The following is a 15951-nucleotide window of genomic DNA, read 5'->3' on the forward strand; positions in this document are numbered from 1 at the left end:
CCTTTTTCACGGAATCATCAGTTGGGAAGATTTTTCTTTTCTTGGTTGCATGGCGGATAACGCTGTTCAATGATTCAATCGCATTCGTCGTGTAAATCGCTTTGCGAATATCCATAGAGTAAGCGAAGAACGTGTTGAGATTCGACCAGTTGGCAAGCCATGACTTGCTGATTTGAGGATACTTCTCATCCCATTTTTGTCCAAATTCATCTAAAGCCTGTAAGGCTGCGTCTTCTGTAACAGCTTGATATATCTTTTTTAAATCGGCTGTGACAGCTTTGTAGTCTTTCCAACTCACATATTTAAGGTTGTTGCGTACCATGTGGATGATACACAACTGAATATGCGTATCAGGGTAAATTGTATTGATTGCATCAGGAAAGCCCTTCAGTCCATCTACGCAGGCAATCAGAATATCCTTTAAACCACGATTTTTCAGTTCTGTAAGGACTGAGAGCCAAAATTTAGAACCTTCGTTTTCTGACATCCACATACCTAATAAGTCTTTCTGTCCGTCTGTATTGACACCTAATGCTAGATACACCGCTTTGTTAATAATCGTATTATCTTGACGCACTTTCACGACGATACAATCCATATAGACAATAGGATAAAGGGCATCCAATGGTCGATTTTGCCATTCTATTACTTGTTCTTTAACTGCATCCGTCACTTTGGAAATAAGCGTTGGGGAGACGTCCGCATCGTACATTTCCTTGAATGTGGCAACAATATCTCGTGTCGTCATGCCTTTGGCGTATAGGGATAGGATTTGGCTATCCATTTGTGTGATACGCCTTGCGAAGCGCTGCTTCTCATCTTCTTGATCAGCTGGGGCTCAAAAGTGCCATCACGATCTCTAGGCGTGTCTAGTTCAAATTCACCATCATCAGTAAATAGCCGTTTGGTTGTATAGCCATTACGCGTATTTTTGCCTATACGAGGACTATTCTTCTCATAGCCTAAATGTTCAGTCAGTTCAGCATTGAGTGCAGTTTCAACGGTGAGTTTCTTTAGAGCTTTACTGAAATTATTCAGGTCAGCTTCTGTTTTTAAGTTCTTGGCAAATTCTTTTGCCAATGCCAGCATTGCTTCATCTTTCATGGTAAACACCTGTGTTGCCCCCAACAGCGTTGAGGGATAGTTTAAGCGTTTACACAGTTTTATTTACAGTCTCGCTATGCGGAATAAGTAGTGGAATTTAAGTTTTAAGAATATTCCGTATAGCCATTTGGTCACTATAGCGTTCTTCTATTTCATTAAGATTCTTACGAGCTGTTTTCTCATCCGTAAGAACACCATTGAAATAGGCTATAGTTACATCAGACTTGTTGCACAAATCATTTATATCGTCTGTAGCATTAGTGATGCTAGATGCAACCATTAAAAGAGAAATGGCACTCAAATAAATTTTCTTATTCATCACAGTAATCTCTTTGTGGTATCGTGAACACAAAACCATCTAAAGCATCACTATATTTGTAATAAGCCTGTAGGCGTTTTTTGGTATTTGTAGTCATATTTCCTATTTCATCAATTACATCGGATGCGTCTATATTCGGGTTACTTTTGAATGTTTTATAAACACAAGTCGTTGCTCTATCAGCTTCATGAGATGATGCTTGTAATTCAACTTCATTCTCTAAATTAACAGCCATTTTTTGCTGACTATTCCTTGCAAATTGTTGAACCGCTTTTTTTTCAAGTTCATCTTTATATTTTTGTTCAATATGAGCGTCAATATCATCACGGATGCCATTTTGGTCCTTATCAATCCCTAAAATTGAATCTGTTTTTTCAAATTTTGGTAATTTTCCTTCATCCTCTAACTTCTGAAAGACTTGCTCTTTTATCGTTATTTTTTCATTTTGTGGTGCTGAAGAATCATTTTTTCCACCGCAGGCACTTAAAGCTATTAAGCAAAAAGAGCCTAATAAAATAGACGTAAACATTATTACCCCCCGTTGTTACTCGTATATTTTTCATAAGATTCATACAAGCTTGTCCACACGTTATTCCGTATAGCCGTTTTTTATATATCAATTCAAAAACGACCATAATCAATATGAAGAAATTTAGCAGTGCAATTACAAAGTCTTTACCAAACTTTGCAGATTTACCTCATTGCTCTTCACGATCTTTGCCATCTGTTTCTATATCTTCATTACAAAACATATTAATCAATATTTGGAGCATCTGCATGAAACTTAATCGTATTTTATTGGGTAGCGTTATCGCAAGTTCTGCCTTGCTTATGAGTACTGCGCATGCAAACGATACACGTGTTGCCGTAAGTTCTGCCTTGGGTGGTGCTGTCGGAGCAGCAATTGGTCAACAAATGGGTGGACAAACAGGCGCGATGATTGGTTCAGCCATTGGTGGTGCGGGCGGTGCTGCAGCTTCTGCCAATAAACGTGACCGTAACGGTGCCATGATTGGTGCTGCCTTGGGCGGTGCAGGTGGATATAGCGTTGGTCGCAATATGGCAGGCAACAATGGTGGCTATGTCGGTGCAGGACTCGGCTCTGCAGGTGGTGCAGTATTAGGTCAAAAAGTTAGTGAAGACCGTCGTGATGATCGTTATGACCGCCGCTATGATAGCCGTGGCTATCGCTACAATGACTACCGTTATAATGACCGTTACCGCAAAGACAATGGCTTACATTTAGGTCACTATAAAAATGGTAAACGTCGTTAATTTCTCACGATACTTCTAACAATCAGCACCTTCGGGTGCTTTTTGTTTGCTGACTACTTGCTTGGATAAATGTTTTTTTATAAAGCGTGCTTTTTGGATGAATGTCGCGCGTTGTTAAATGGCAATATCTCATGACTCGCCCATATATCGAAAATTTTCGATATACAAAATCAGTGCAGCATCGTATGATAAAACTCTCTTTAATCAAGCTGGAATAAATGATGCGTTCCCTGCAAGACACAAAATTTGCCATTCTTGAACTCGCACCTGTACGTGATGATCAATCAGTACAGTTTTCACTGCATCATGCACTTGAATTAGCACGACACGCAGAACAACTCGGCTATGACCGTTTGTGGTTGGCGGAACATCATAATATGGATGGCATTGCCAGCTCAGCAACCGCAGTTCTTTTGGGTTATTTATTAGCAAATACGCAAAAAATTAAACTCGGTTCTGGCGGTATTATGCTCCCCAACCACGCACCGTTAGTGGTCGCTGAACAGTTTGGAACTTTAGCGACTTTATATCCTAACCGTATTGAACTCGGTTTAGGTCGCGCACCAGGCACAGATCAAGTGACCATGCGTGCGCTGCGTCGTGGGCGACAGGAAACTGAAGATCAATTTCCGCAAGATGTTTTAGAAATTTTGCATTACTTTAAAGATGCTGAACCACAACAACGTATTGTTGCTACGCCAGGACAAGGGACACACGTTCCTGTATGGTTGCTTGGTTCAAGTTTATTTAGCGCACAACTTGCTGCAAAATTAGGACTACCCTACTCATTTGCCTCACACTTCGCCCCGCGTATGCTTGCTCAAGCCATTCAGTTATATCGTGACAATTTTGAGCCTTCAGAATATTTAGAGCGGCCTTATGTGTCTATGGGTGTGCCAACAGTGGTTGCAGATACCGACCAAGAAGCAGAATTTTTGGCGACTAGTGCCTATCAGCGTGTTTTAGGTTTAATGCGTGGACAAAGCCTAAAACTCAAAGCTCCAGTCGAAAGTATGGATGGCTTATGGTCACCTGCAGAAAAAATGTCAGTTGATAGTTTTTATGCCATGGCGCAAATTGGCTCAAAGGCGACTGTCAAAGCAGGATTGGAAAACTTATTGGCGAAGTATGATGTCGATGAGTTTATTTTTACCTGTGACATCTATGACACAGAAAAACGCTTACATAACTTTGATTTGCTCATGCAAATGAAGTTAGATACTTAATTAGCTCCGACCTTGTAGTTCTATTGAGCTACAAGGTTTCATCAATTAAAAACATTTAAAATAAATAACTTAAATCCGTTTTCTTGTTCTCTTTCGCTTAAATCTCAGTAATCTCAGTTGAATTAATTTTCAATCTTTAGGAATGACTGGCTCGCCTGCACAAAAGACTTTACCAAACAGTACTGCCCCAACAAAATAGAGTAAATGTTCTAATTTATAAAATGAATATATCAAGAGATTCAGCATGGTCAGTCCTAAACACGACGTACATAGACACGCTTTTCAAAACTGCTTGGCAGATTTTCAAGAATTCCAAGGCGAATGCATTCCTGCAACTGAAATCAAACAGCATGACGTCACAGGTTTACGCGTTGCAGTTATTGGTGCAAATCAGGACAGCGTGGCACAACTCGATAGAATTTGTCAGCAAGCAACATCTGTTCAAGTCTTTCAAATTGCACCGCATTTTGTCCTGCCAAGTACAGAACGTGGCATCCATCGCCTAATTAGCCATCCTTTGGTGTTTAAAAATCGACGTTTGTTTAATAACCGCGTCAAAAATATTTTGGCTTTACGCTTTTTAGATGCTCAAGTCAAAGACACGTGGCTTAAACGTCAACTCACACCAAACATTGCAGATACACATCAACGCTATTTTAAATCTGATCATTATTATTCAGCTTTACAACGCGAAAATTGCCATTTGATTACTTGGCCAATTGTCAAAGTCTGTGCACATAGCGTGCATAGTATTGATGGACAAGAACATCCAATTGATACCATTATCACTACATTTTAAGTCACACTAAAAGCATTATCATTTAAATAAATAGTAGCTTGATTTTTATTCTATTTAAATCCAATAAAAAAGAGCCAAAATAAAATTTTGGCTCTTTTAATACATATAGTTTCATTAACCAATACGACGTTTTAAACCTGTCATTTGTAAAACACGTGTTGAAATTTCTTCAATCGACATTTCTGAAACATTTAAATATTTAATCCCTTCTGAAATATAAATACCTTCAATCGCACGCAATTCCATTTGGCATTGATTAAAACTTGCATAACGGCTATTGGCTTTACGTTCAGTACGAATTGCCACAAGGCGTTCAGCATCAATCATCAAGCCAAATAACTTATGTTTATGCGGCTTTAATACGGCTGGCAAACGGTTGTCATCGAGGTCTTCTTCAGTCAATGGATAGTTCGCCACACGAATCCCGAACTGTAAAGAAAGGTAGATGGAAGTTGGCGTTTTACCCGAACGCGACACCCCAATCAGAATCAGATCGGCCTTGTCGTAATGGCGTGTACGTGCGCCATCATCGTTATCTAAGGCAAAATGCACCGCATCAATACGTGCCTTGTAAGATTCAGAATCTGTTACGGCATGCGTCTGCCCGACCAAAGTGGTTGGTGGTGTTCCTAACTCTTCAGAAAGCTTACTAATTAAGCCTTCAAATACATCTAAATTAATTGCTTTGGCAGTGTTGATAATGTCACGCACATATTGGTCAACCAAGGTATCAAACACCAAAGGTAATTGACCATCAATTTGTGCTCGGGCATTAATCTCTGCCACCACATTCATAGCCGCTTCTTCAGACGTAATATAAGGATGAATATGAATATCAAAGTCCACATTTGGAAATTGCGCTAAGAGTGAATGTCCAAGGGTTTCAGCCGTAATTGCAGTTCCATCGGAAATAAAAAAAACACTCCGCTTAATTTGTTTACCATCTGACATTAAAATTCTCCTTAAACATTTGTCTTAGTGCTATATAATCTTTATAGTAAACCGATCTTACATGACTGTCGCTTAGTAAAACCAAATTGCTAAGTAGATTTATTATAATTTCATGACAAGATAGTGATTAATACTGCAAAAGTGGAGTAACAACTTTGGAAGCGCGCGTAATTGGTCTGGAAAAATTAGGGAAACACGATGTTGAGCTCGTGGGTGGGAAAAACTCATCTTTGGGCGAAATGATCAGCCACTTATCTAATGCTGGTGTATCGGTACCAGGTGGCTTTGCAACAACAGCTGCTGCTTATCGTGAATTTCTCGAGCAAAGTGGCCTAAACGCTAAAATTCAAGCAGAGCTAAAAACACTCAATGTAGATGACGTGAATGCGCTTGCTGAAACTGGTGCAAAAATTCGTCAATGGATTGTCGACACTCCGCTTACTGCATCACTAGAACAAGAAATCCGAGTTGCTTTTGAAGCACTCTCTAACGGCAACCCAAACATCGCGGTTGCCGTTCGTTCATCTGCAACTGCAGAAGATCTACCAGACGCATCTTTCGCAGGTCAGCAAGAAACATTCCTAAACATCCGTGGCATTGACAACGTATTAATTGCCATTAAAGAAGTTTTTGCATCTTTGTACAACGACCGCGCGATTTCTTACCGTGTACACCAAAACTTTGACCACGATGTCGTTGCTTTGTCCGCAGGCGTACAACGTATGGTACGTTCAGAAACTGGCGCTGCTGGTGTAATGTTTACCCTAGATACAGAATCTGGTTTCCGTGATGCTGTATTCATTACTGCTTCTTATGGTTTGGGTGAAATGGTGGTTCAGGGTGCAGTTAACCCAGATGAATTCTATATTTCTAAGCCTTTATTAAAAGCAGGCAAACACTCAGTTTTACGTCGTAACCTTGGCTCTAAACACCAAAAAATGATTTATGGTGAAGAAGGCGCGGCTGGTAAATCTGTAGTTGTGGTCGATGTTGAAAAACAAGATCGCCAACAGTTCTCTTTAAATGATCACGAACTACAAGAATTAGCGAAACAAGCGTTAATTATTGAAGAACATTATCAAGCGCCTATGGATATTGAATGGGCAAAAGATGGTGATGACGGTCAAATCTACATCGTTCAAGCACGTCCTGAAACTGTAAAAAGCCGTGAAAACGTCGGTACTATGGAACGCTACCTATTGAAACAAAAAGGTACGGTCATTTGTGAAGGTCGTTCAATTGGTCAGCGTATCGGTTCTGGTAGAGTCCGCGTTGTAACGTCTATTAAAGAAATGGACAAAGTTCAGGAAGGTGACGTTCTTGTTTCAGACATGACTGATCCAGACTGGGAACCAGTGATGAAACGTGCTGCTGCAATTGTCACTAACCGCGGTGGTCGTACTTGTCACGCTGCAATTATTGCCCGTGAATTAGGCGTACCTGCAATTGTAGGTTGTGGTAATGCAACTGAAGTTTTGACTGATGGTCAGGAAGTTACAGTTTCTTGCGCCGAAGGCGACACAGGTTTCATTTATGAAGGTGCTTTAGATTTTGAAGTTCAAAAGAACTCAATCGAATCTATGCCTAAACTTCCGTTCAAAATCATGATGAACGTTGGTAACCCAGACCGCGCATTTGACTTTGCTCAAATTCCAAACGAAGGGATTGGTCTTGCACGTTTAGAATTCATCATCAACCGTATGATTGGTGTGCATCCTAAAGCATTGCTTAATATTGACAGCTTACCACGTGAAACACGTGCAGCAGTTATGGCGCGTACTGCGGGCTATTCATCGCCAATCGAATTCTATGTAGAAAAATTGGTTGAAGGTATTTCTACCCTTGCTGCTGCATTCGCTGACAAACCAGTGATTGTGCGTATGTCTGACTTCAAATCAAACGAATACGCAAACTTAATTGGTGGTAAGTTATATGAGCCAGAAGAAGAAAACCCAATGTTGGGCTTCCGTGGTGCAAGTCGTTATGTGTCTGACAATTTCCGTGACTGCTTCGAGCTTGAATGTCGTGCCTTGAAAAAAGTACGTGACGAAATGGGCTTAACCAACGTACAAATTATGATTCCATTTGTACGTACCGTTGCTGAAGCAAAACGTGTGATCGAATTGCTTGCGCTGAATGGTTTAAAACGTGGTGAAAATGGTCTGAAAGTGATCATGATGTGTGAATTACCAACCAACGCATTGTTGGCTGAACAATTCCTTGAGCACTTCGATGGTTTCTCTATCGGCTCAAATGACTTAACTCAGTTAACACTTGGTTTAGACCGTGACTCAGGCATTGTTTCTCACCTGTTCGATGAACGTGACCCTGCAGTGAAAGCATTACTTTCTATGGCAATTCACGCATGCCGTAAAGCAGGTAAATATGTCGGTATCTGTGGTCAAGGCCCTTCAGATCACCCTGACCTTGCACGTTGGTTAATGGAACAAGGTATTGAATCTGTATCTTTAAACCCAGACTCAGTTTTAGACACTTGGTTCTTCCTTTCTGAAGAAAAAGCTCAACAAGCGTAGTAAAACGTGTTAAAAGAAAACCCATGCACCTGCGTGGGTTTTTTTTCAAATTCATTTTTTGAGATTTTATATTTATGCAAATTTACTTGGCACGAAATAATCAACAAGCTGGGCCATACACCTTAGAGCAGCTCAACCAAATGCTCGCCAGCCAACAAGTGTTGCTGACAGATTTGGCTTGGCACCAAGGCATGAGCGAATGGAAAGCTTTAGGTGAACTCACCCAAGGTAAACTTGTATATGAACCACAAGGCTACGTCAGCACACCACCTGCCCCTGAACATTCACCTTTTCAAAATACAGATTACACGGCTACAAACACATCACGACCAAGCTCAGCATCATCAAATTCAAGAACACAGGCAACAAAAAATGAATTGGCGAGCATTAACCAACGTGCTTTAGCCAAAATTATAGACATGTTGTTATGGTTGCCTGCAGCAGCACTTCCCTCTTTTTTCTTAAATGCGGACCAGTTTGAACAATTGTCTGGTTTACAACAAAAAATGCAGGCAGCGACAACGTCTGATCAAGCCATGCAATTGCAAACTGAACTCTTTCAGCTCATTCCAATGCAAGCTTGGCAAGCGGTGGCAATTTATTTATTGATTATGCTGGGCATACAAGCCTTCCTGCTGGCTAAAACTGGACAAAGTATTGGCAAACGTCTGACTAAAATTAAGATTGTCGATGCTGAAACCGATGAAAAAGTCAGCCTAATGCGTGTGTTTACTATTCGCTCTATCATTTTCATTATTTTGAATATGATGTTTATGCCCTTCATCACAATTTTAGATTATGGCTTTGCATTTGGTGCAAAACGACAGGCTTTGCACGATAAACTCGCCAAAACCAAAGTCGTAAAGCAATAATTTGATTTTATTTATTCAGGGATGATTGATCATCCCTTTTTTCTTATAATATTGATAAATATAAATAAATTAAAATTAACACAAATAATTCCGAGTATAAAAATTGGTTTTTATTCCCTCCACTTAAAGCCGCTTTATGTGTAGCTTAGTTTGTCGATATCAGGCATAATGCCCTACAACGTAGCGGTGTCCGATGATTAAGAAGACTTTTTCATCTTTTTTGATGTCTTTTTAATCATGCGACACTTTAATCGCTATCCCATATTAAATTAGGGAATGGGACTCTTCACCGAGGTTGTAAAATGAGACAAACGATTTTAGCTGTATTGTCTTTATCTACGATGGCTGCACTCTTAACTGGGTGTGGCGGTGATTTAGTACTTCTGAACTCAAAAGGTCCAGTTGCAGCAGGTCAAAGTAACCTGATGATGACTGCGATTTACCTAATGCTATTGGTGGTTATTCCATCTGCAATTATGGCATTGTGGTTCGGTTGGAAATATCGCGCATCGAATAAAGACGCAGACTATCAACCAACATGGTCACACTCTACTGCAATTGAAATTGTAGTATGGGGTATACCTGTTATTATTATTTGTATTTTAGCTTGGTTAACTTGGTGGGGTTCCCACAAGTACGACCCTTACCGTCCGCTAGAATCCGAAAAAGCTCCTTTAACTGTTCAAGTTATTGCTGAACAATTTAAATGGATCTTCATCTACCCAGAACAGAACATTGCTACTGTTAACGAATTACGCTTCCCAGAGCAAACGCCTGTAAGCTTACGTTTAACATCTAACTTCACAATGAACTCGTTCTTTATCCCTGCATTATCTGGTCAGATTTATGCAATGGCGGGTATGCAAACTCACTTGAACGTTTTAGCAGACAACACGGGCGAATTCCGTGGTTTCTCATCTAACTACTCAGGTTATGGTTTCTCGCAAATGCGCTTTAAAGCTCACTCTGTAACTCAAGCTGATTTTGAGCAATGGGTAACAGCTGTTAAAGCAGGTCAAGGTACGACTATCAATCCTCAAGCTGTTCAAAAAACAGTTTTAGATCAAGCTGAATTTGCTTCTTTACGTGACGGTAACCGTTCACAGAAACAAATTGATGCAATGGTTCGTAACGCCAAAACTGAATTAGAGAAAAAACTTGCTGCAACGGCTTTAAAAGAAGGTCCATATAAGACTCAGCCACATCCTGTGACTTATTACTCTTCTGTTGAGCAAGGCTTGTTTGAATCAGTGATCAATAACTATATGAGTAACTACCATGGTGCTGACCATTCAGCTCCTGTAGTGGCTGGTGAAGCGCCTGCTTCTGAAACTCATGTAGCAGTTGAACATGCGACTGCTTCTCAAGGGGAATAAGACATGAGCTTATTAGGTAAGTTAGGTCCAGATGCAATTCCTTACGATCCAATCGTATTGGTAACTGTTGCAGCGATGATCTTAGGTGGTCTTGCAGCGATTGCTGGTATTACCTACTTCAAAAAATGGGGCTACTTGTGGAACGAATGGTTCACATCTGTAGACCATAAAAAAATTGGTATCATGTATATCTTTGTATCTGTAGTCATGTTACTTCGTGGCTTCGCAGATGCGATCATGATGCGTCTTCAACAGTTCCTTGCGAAAGGTGGTGGTGAAGGCTATTTACACCCAGAACACTATGACCAGATTTTCACCGCACACGGTGTGATCATGATCTTCTTCGTGGCAATGGGTCTTGTTGTTGGCTTAATGAACATCTCTGTACCATTACAGATTGGTGCTCGTGACGTAGCCTTCCCGTTATTAAACTCTTTAAGCTTCTGGTTATTCGCTGGTGCTGCAGGTTTAATGATGGTTTCACTTGCATTAGGTGAATTCGCTGCTACAGGTTGGATGGCTTATCCTCCTCTATCTGGTATCGAATATTCTCCAGGTGTTGGTGTTGACTACTATATTTGGGCACTTCAGGTTTCTGGTCTAGGTACGCTTCTTACTGGTGTTAACTTCTTCGTTACCATCATCAAAATGCGTGCGCCTGGCATGAAACTTATGGACATGCCTGTTTTCACTTGGACAACATTAGTTACTGCGGTACTTATCATTGCAACATTCCCAGTTTTAACTGCGACAATTGCAATGTTAACGCTTGACCGTTACTTCGGTTTCCACTTCTTTACGAACGACATGGGTGGTAGCCCAATGTTGTATGTAAACTTGATTTGGACATGGGGTCACCCAGAAGTTTATATCTTAGTATTACCAGCATTTGGTATTTACTCAGAAGTAACTGCGACTTTTGCTCGCAAAACATTGTTCGGTTACAAATCAATGGTGTACGCAACTGTTGCAATTGGTGTGTTATCACTTGTTGTATGGGTTCACCACTTCTTTACCATGGGTGCAGGTGCCAACGTTAACGCGTTCTTCGGTATCATGACCATGATTATTGCGATTCCTACTGGTGTGAAAATCTTCTCTTGGTTATTCACCATGTACAAGGGTCGTATTACCTACACTACCCCAATGCTTTGGACACTTGGCTTCCTTGTGACTTTTGGTATCGGTGGTTTAACAGGTGTATTAATGGCAGTTCCACCAGCGGACTTCCTTGTACACAACTCTTTATTCCTAATTGCTCACTTCCATAACGTAATTATTGGTGGTGTAGTATTCGCGATGTTCGCAGGTATCATTTACTACTGGCCAAAAATGTTTGGTTGGAGACTCAATGAAACTTGGGGTAAAGCAGCATTCTGGTTCTGGTTCTTCGGTTTCTACTTTGCATTCATGCCACTTTATATCCTTGGTTTCATGGGTATGACTCGTCGTTTGAATACATATGACAACCCAGAATGGGATCCATACTTGGCAATTGCGTTCTTCGGTTCTGTGTTAATTGCTATTGGTCTATTCTGCTTCGTTATGCAGATTGTGGTTGGCTTCCTACAACGCAACCAACGCTTAGACCTTACTGGAGATCCATGGGATGGCCGTACGCTTGAGTGGGCTACTTCTTCTCCAGCACCGTTCTATAACTTTGCTCACCTTCCAAAGATCAATGGTATTGATACTTTCTGGACTGACAAAGAAAATGGTGTTGCATACGCTCGTCCAACTAAGTATGAAGATGTCCATATGCCAACTAACCGTGCAGCTGGCTTCATAATTGCAATGTTTATTACAACTATGGGCTTCGCATTAATCTGGCATATTTGGTGGCTAGCAATCGTTACGTTCATTGCGGCAATCATCAGCTTCATCGTGAGTTCTTTCACGAAGAAAGTGGACTACTATGTTCCTGCTGCTGAAGTTGAGCGTATTGAAAACGAACGCTATGCGATCCTTGAAAAACACTTGAAGAAGGACTAAGACATGGCTGAAGTACTTCATCACGACAACCACGGACATGATGATCATCACCACGATGATACAGACATCACCGTCTTTGGTTTCTGGACCTACTTGATGAGTGACCTTGTAATTTTTGGTACACTTTTCATCGCGTTCGCTGTATTAAGTAGCCACGTTCCAGTAGGCACTCCAACAGCTAAAGATTTGTTTGGCGAGTCATTAGGCTTCGTTTTAACAGAAACTTTTGCCCTGTTGATTTCTTCTGTAACTTTCGGTTTTGCCGTTTTAGCTGCTTACAAGAAAGATGTTGCTAAAGTTCTAACTTGGTTAGGCGTGACTTGGGTTTTCGGTGCGATCTTTATTGGTATGGAACTTTATGAGTTCAACCATTTAGTTCACGCTGGACATGGTCCAAGTGCGAGTGCGTTCTTATCTGCGTTCTTTACTTTGGTTGGTACGCACGGTATTCACGTAACTTCAGGTTTAGTTTGGATGATCGTGTTAATGGTTCAAATCAAGAAATATGGTTTGACTATTCCGAACATGCGTCGTTTAGCTTGCCTAAGCTTGTTCTGGCACTTCCTTGACATCGTTTGGATCTGTGTATTCAGCGTAGTTTACTTGATGGGAGTTCTCTAATGAGTCACGATCACAACTCTGCTGGTGCATCACACGGTAACACTAAGCAATATACGATTGGCTTTATCCTTTCTGTTATCCTTACCATTATTCCTTTTGGTATGGTTATGGCAGGTGGTTTTGGCCGTGGTATTTTGATTACTGTTATTTCGATTACAGCAGTTGCTCAGATTCTTATTCAATTAATTTATTTCTTGCATATGAATTCTTCTTCAGAGCAACGTTGGAACGTGATTGCATTCGTGTATACCATTCTGACCATTGCCATCCTTTTGGTTGGTTCTGTATGGATCATGAACTACCTACACTACAACATGATGATCTAAACTGGTTGTCATGCTGAAAAAGTATTTATTCCTGACAAAGCCAGGAATTCTCTTTGGTAATTTTATTACCACTTTGGGTGGCTACTTTGTAGCTGCCCAAGGTTCTGTAGATTTCCTTCTCCTACTGCTTACTCTGCTTGGTACAACGCTTGTTGTCGCCTCAGGATGTGTGGTCAACAATATTATTGACCAAGACATCGACCAAAAAATGCAACGCACACAAAACCGTGCTTTAGTGAAAAAAACTGTTTCTGTTCCTATTGCGCTGATTTATTCAGTGGTATTGGGCATAATTGGTTTTAGCATTTTATGGTTTGGAGTTAACGCATACGCTTTTCTTTTTGCACTGATTGGTTTCGTGGTTTATGTCGGCTTTTACAGTCTATGGACCAAACGCACAACAATTCATCAAACCATTATTGGCAGTATTTCAGGCGCAAGCCCACCTGTCATTGGTTATACCGCTGTTGCAAATCAATTTGACTTAGCTGCACTACTTATCTTTTTAGGTTATGCACTTTGGCAAATGCCCCACTCTTGGGCGATTGCAATTTACCGTTTTGATGATTACAAAAATGCGGGGATTCCAATTTTGCCAGTTGCTCGTTCAATTTTACGAACGAAAATTGAATCACTAATTTATGTGGTGTTATTTACCGTTGCCATGAATGGACTGTTTGTATTTGGTTATGCAAACTGGCTATATCTGGTTATTTTGAATGCACTTTGTATTTATTGGTTCTATATTGGCGTCATTGGCTTCAAAGCAGTAAATGATCAATTATGGGCAAAACGCTTTTTCCTATTTTCGGTTATTTTAATTACTGTTGTGAGTTTATGTTTTAGCTTTACAGCAACCGCACCAAGCACGCAAATCATACTTTTTTAAAAGATAGAGTTTAGCTCTATCTTTTAATGGAGTGCCTACCCTCTCCACACTTCAATATTTAAATAATAACAATTTATCTGTCTTTGAATTATTCGTCCTTAATAATTTTTGCATTAAACACTCTAAAAGTTAGTGACATACAAATACAAAGCATAAAATTTAAATTCCAATCATAGATGCAAAATATTACATTCCCTTTTTACCCAAGCCGATCTTTTCTTAGACCAAGCCTTGAATTTACTTGGTAAAAGCTCTAAAATTCACGCTTCGCAATTTTGCGACACAACTTCGGTTGTGACTCCTTGCTTCTGGCTCAATTTAGTCAGGGGCTGCATAAACCGTAAGGAGCTGACAATGCGTCACTACGAAATCGTACTTTTGGTACACCCAGACCAAAGCGATCAAGTTGTGGGTATGGTAGAACGTTACCTAACTCACATCAAAGAAGCTGAAGGTCAAATTCACCGTTTAGAAGATTGGGGCCGTCGTCAATTGGCTTACCCAATTAACAAAATTCACAAAGCGCACTACATTCTTATGAACGTTGAATGTGGTCAAACTACGCTTGACGAGTTAGAAGAATTGTTCCGTTATAACGACGCGATCCTTCGTAGCTTGATCATCCGTCGTGAAAACGCTATCACTGAAGAGTCATTATTGGCTAAGAGTGCTGAAGAAAAACGTGCGCGTAAAGCTCAACGTGAAGAAGCACAACACGCTAACCAAGACTCTGCTGAAGCTTAAGGAGAACATCAATGGCACGTTTTTACCGTCGTCGCAAGTTCTGCCGCTTTACAGCTGAGAACGTTACGTACATCGACTACAAAGATATCGATACACTAAAACAGTACATCACTGAAAATGGCAAGATTGTTCCTAGCCGTATTACAGGTACTAAAGCTCGTTACCAACGTCAATTAGCGCTTGCTATTAAACAAGCTCGCTACTTAGCGTTGATCCCTTACACTGACAATCATAAGTGAGGTTGAGCTGTGGATATTATCTTATTACAACGCATTAAGAACCTTGGTAAATTAGGCGATAAAGTTTCAGTTAAAGCTGGTTACGGCCGTAACTACTTGATCCCTCAAGGTAAAGCAGTTGCTGCAACTGAAGCAAACACTGCTGCATTTGAAGCTCGTCGTGCTGAACTTGAGAAGCAAGAAGCTGAAATTTTAGCTGCTGCTCAAGCACGTGCTGACCAATTGAACGAAGTTAACATCGTAATCACCGCTAAAGCTGGTGATGAAGGTAAACTTTTCGGTTCTATCGGTACTCGTGACATCGCTGACGCGTTAACGAATGCTGGTCTTGAAGTTGACCGTGCAGAAGTTCGTTTACCAAACGGTGCGCTTCGTCACACTGGTGAATTCAACATCGCAATCCAATTGCACCATGATGTTGTTGCTGAAGTTCTCGTTACTATCGTATCTGAGTAATTTTCTGCAAAAAGAAAGAGCATGCCTAATCGCATGCTCTTTTTTTATCTTTATAATATGCAAATTATACAAATTTCCTAAACAGTCCTGCACGCTTTGACTTCTCCTTCGCCAAAATCTACTCGCTTTTTTTTCTAGAGGGCGTATCATCGGGAAGTGGAAAGAATATGAGTTTCAAATTCTATCCCCCGTGCATTATTCAGCATTTACTGTTTTAAAAATCAGGGA

General features: G+C 40.5%; 16 protein-coding genes and 1 pseudogene. 13 read left to right on the forward strand and 4 right to left on the reverse strand.

The features are described 5' to 3' along the window. From VF675_RS04525 to VF675_RS04535, 3 genes and pseudogenes are all read right to left on the reverse strand, one after another. Positions 1-1104 (reverse strand): annotated as a pseudogene (locus VF675_RS04525) (IS256 family transposase); the annotation flags it as partial. Positions 1105-1201: 97 nt separating this feature from the next. Then, positions 1202-1423, reverse strand: coding sequence for a hypothetical protein (locus VF675_RS04530; protein WP_180005683.1), 222 nt, complete (start codon positions 1421-1423; stop codon positions 1202-1204). Beyond that, positions 1416-1952, reverse strand: coding sequence for a hypothetical protein (locus tag VF675_RS04535; protein ID WP_180005684.1), 537 nt, complete (start codon positions 1950-1952; stop codon positions 1416-1418). Before VF675_RS04535 ends, VF675_RS04530 begins: the two co-directional genes overlap by 8 nt. Positions 1953-2200: 248 nt before the next feature. Here VF675_RS04535 and VF675_RS04540 point away from each other — a divergent pair, with 248 nt between their 5' ends. From VF675_RS04540 to VF675_RS04550, 3 genes are all read left to right on the forward strand, one after another. Then, a complete protein-coding gene (locus VF675_RS04540) occupies positions 2201-2698 on the forward strand; it encodes a hypothetical protein (protein WP_004973185.1) in 498 nt (165 codons plus the stop codon). Positions 2699-2919: 221 nt separating this feature from the next. Further along, on the forward strand, positions 2920-3924 hold the full coding sequence (locus tag VF675_RS04545) for an LLM class flavin-dependent oxidoreductase (protein ID WP_004973182.1): 1005 nt from the start codon (positions 2920-2922) through the stop codon (positions 3922-3924). 244 nt (positions 3925-4168) lie between these two features. Next, positions 4169-4723 (forward strand): flavoprotein, encoded by a 555-nt coding sequence (locus VF675_RS04550; protein ID WP_440204847.1) that lies wholly within the window; start codon positions 4169-4171, stop codon positions 4721-4723. Positions 4724-4837: 114 nt separating this feature from the next. Here the strand turns inward: VF675_RS04550 and ppsR are convergent, their stop codons facing one another. Then, complete coding sequence (ppsR, locus tag VF675_RS04555; protein WP_004973178.1) at positions 4838-5674, reverse strand: posphoenolpyruvate synthetase regulatory kinase/phosphorylase PpsR; 837 nt, start codon at positions 5672-5674, stop codon at positions 4838-4840. A gap of 155 nt (positions 5675-5829) precedes the next feature. On the opposite strand from ppsR, the gene ppsA reads away from it, so the two are divergent. The 10 genes from ppsA to rplI all read left to right on the forward strand — a co-directional run bounded on the left by ppsA (position 5830) and on the right by rplI (position 15723). Beyond that, positions 5830-8208, forward strand: coding sequence for a phosphoenolpyruvate synthase (gene ppsA, locus VF675_RS04560; protein WP_004973175.1), 2379 nt, complete (start codon positions 5830-5832; stop codon positions 8206-8208). A 74-nt stretch (positions 8209-8282) separates the two neighbouring features. Beyond that, positions 8283-9080 carry an RDD family protein gene (locus tag VF675_RS04565; protein WP_004973172.1) on the forward strand — a complete coding sequence of 266 codons (798 nt, stop codon included), beginning with the start codon at positions 8283-8285 and terminating at the stop codon, positions 9078-9080. Between the two features lie 302 nt (positions 9081-9382). Then, complete coding sequence (gene cyoA / locus VF675_RS04570) at positions 9383-10456, forward strand: ubiquinol oxidase subunit II (RefSeq protein ID WP_004973169.1); 1074 nt, start codon at positions 9383-9385, stop codon at positions 10454-10456. A 3-nt stretch (positions 10457-10459) separates the two neighbouring features. Further along, positions 10460-12448, forward strand: a complete 1989-nt coding sequence (gene cyoB / locus VF675_RS04575) for a cytochrome o ubiquinol oxidase subunit I (RefSeq protein ID WP_096900904.1) — start codon at positions 10460-10462, stop codon at positions 12446-12448. A 3-nt stretch (positions 12449-12451) separates the two neighbouring features. Further along, positions 12452-13069, forward strand: coding sequence for a cytochrome o ubiquinol oxidase subunit III (gene cyoC / locus VF675_RS04580; protein ID WP_004973159.1), 618 nt, complete (start codon positions 12452-12454; stop codon positions 13067-13069). Next, complete coding sequence (locus tag VF675_RS04585; protein ID WP_004973158.1) at positions 13069-13395, forward strand: cytochrome o ubiquinol oxidase subunit IV; 327 nt, start codon at positions 13069-13071, stop codon at positions 13393-13395. Before cyoC ends, VF675_RS04585 begins: the two co-directional genes overlap by 1 nt. A gap of 10 nt (positions 13396-13405) precedes the next feature. Continuing rightward, positions 13406-14284, forward strand: coding sequence for a heme o synthase (cyoE, locus tag VF675_RS04590; protein ID WP_225543328.1), 879 nt, complete (start codon positions 13406-13408; stop codon positions 14282-14284). A 354-nt stretch (positions 14285-14638) separates the two neighbouring features. After that, positions 14639-15028 (forward strand): 30S ribosomal protein S6, encoded by a 390-nt coding sequence (gene rpsF / locus VF675_RS04595; RefSeq protein ID WP_004973153.1) that lies wholly within the window; start codon positions 14639-14641, stop codon positions 15026-15028. Between the two features lie 11 nt (positions 15029-15039). Continuing rightward, positions 15040-15267: a 30S ribosomal protein S18 gene (gene rpsR / locus VF675_RS04600; protein WP_004719336.1), complete on the forward strand. Its 228-nt coding sequence runs from the start codon at positions 15040-15042 to the stop codon at positions 15265-15267. Positions 15268-15276: 9 nt separating this feature from the next. After that, on the forward strand, positions 15277-15723 hold the full coding sequence (gene rplI / locus VF675_RS04605) for a 50S ribosomal protein L9 (protein ID WP_004973150.1): 447 nt from the start codon (positions 15277-15279) through the stop codon (positions 15721-15723). The last annotated feature ends 228 nt before the right edge of the window (positions 15724-15951 follow it).

It is taken from the genome of Acinetobacter sp. Lyrl_1, assembly GCF_051948795.1.
GTDB lineage: Bacteria > Pseudomonadota > Gammaproteobacteria > Pseudomonadales > Moraxellaceae > Acinetobacter > Acinetobacter towneri.